Raw genomic sequence first — 666 nt, 5'->3', positions numbered from 1 at the left:
GATATGTATTATCATCAACTGCATCAATTGGATTAAGAACTACAACCGTAGCTGTAGCCGTATCACAATTTGTTGGTACTGCAGTCTCACAAATAGTATATACAACTGGGTAAGTTCCAGATGGCACGTTAGAAGCTACCGTAATTGTCCCATCAGGATTTAAAGTCAATCCTACTGGCACACTTACAGGTGTTAATGTTATATCTGATGGAACTACTGGCAATCCGTTTAATATATCATTTATCAATACACTTGGAGTACTGTCTCCACTTGATATTGTTGGTGGATTGTCATTAACTGCATCAATTTCAGATATTAATACACTAGCAGTAGCTGTATCACATACTAATGGATTAGCAACTTGGCAAATTTGGTAAACAACTGGATAAGTGCCATTAGGTGTTCCTGGTGCAACAGTTATTGTTCCGTCAGGATTTAATGTAAGTCCTGCTGGTACACTTGTTGGCGTTAAAGTAACATCTGTTGGTACTACTGGTAACCCATTTAAAGTATCATTAACTAGTACACTTGGAGTTGTTCCTCCAATTGCACTTGGTATAGCTACCGGTGTATCATCAACTGCGTCAATTGTTGTCACTACAACATTTGCTGTAGCAGTATCACAATTCGTTGGAACTGCAATCTCACAAATAGTATATACAACTG

At 38.0% G+C, this 666-nt stretch carries 1 pseudogene; it reads right to left on the bottom strand.

What is annotated here, in order from left to right:
* Window positions 1–666: pseudogene (locus ACYU7A_RS05760) on the bottom strand (gliding motility-associated C-terminal domain-containing protein); the annotation flags it as partial.

This window comes from Flavobacterium koreense, assembly GCF_054776075.1.
The sequence above is the reverse complement of the archived record's forward strand: the minus strand, read 5'-3'. Positions and strand labels throughout refer to the sequence as shown.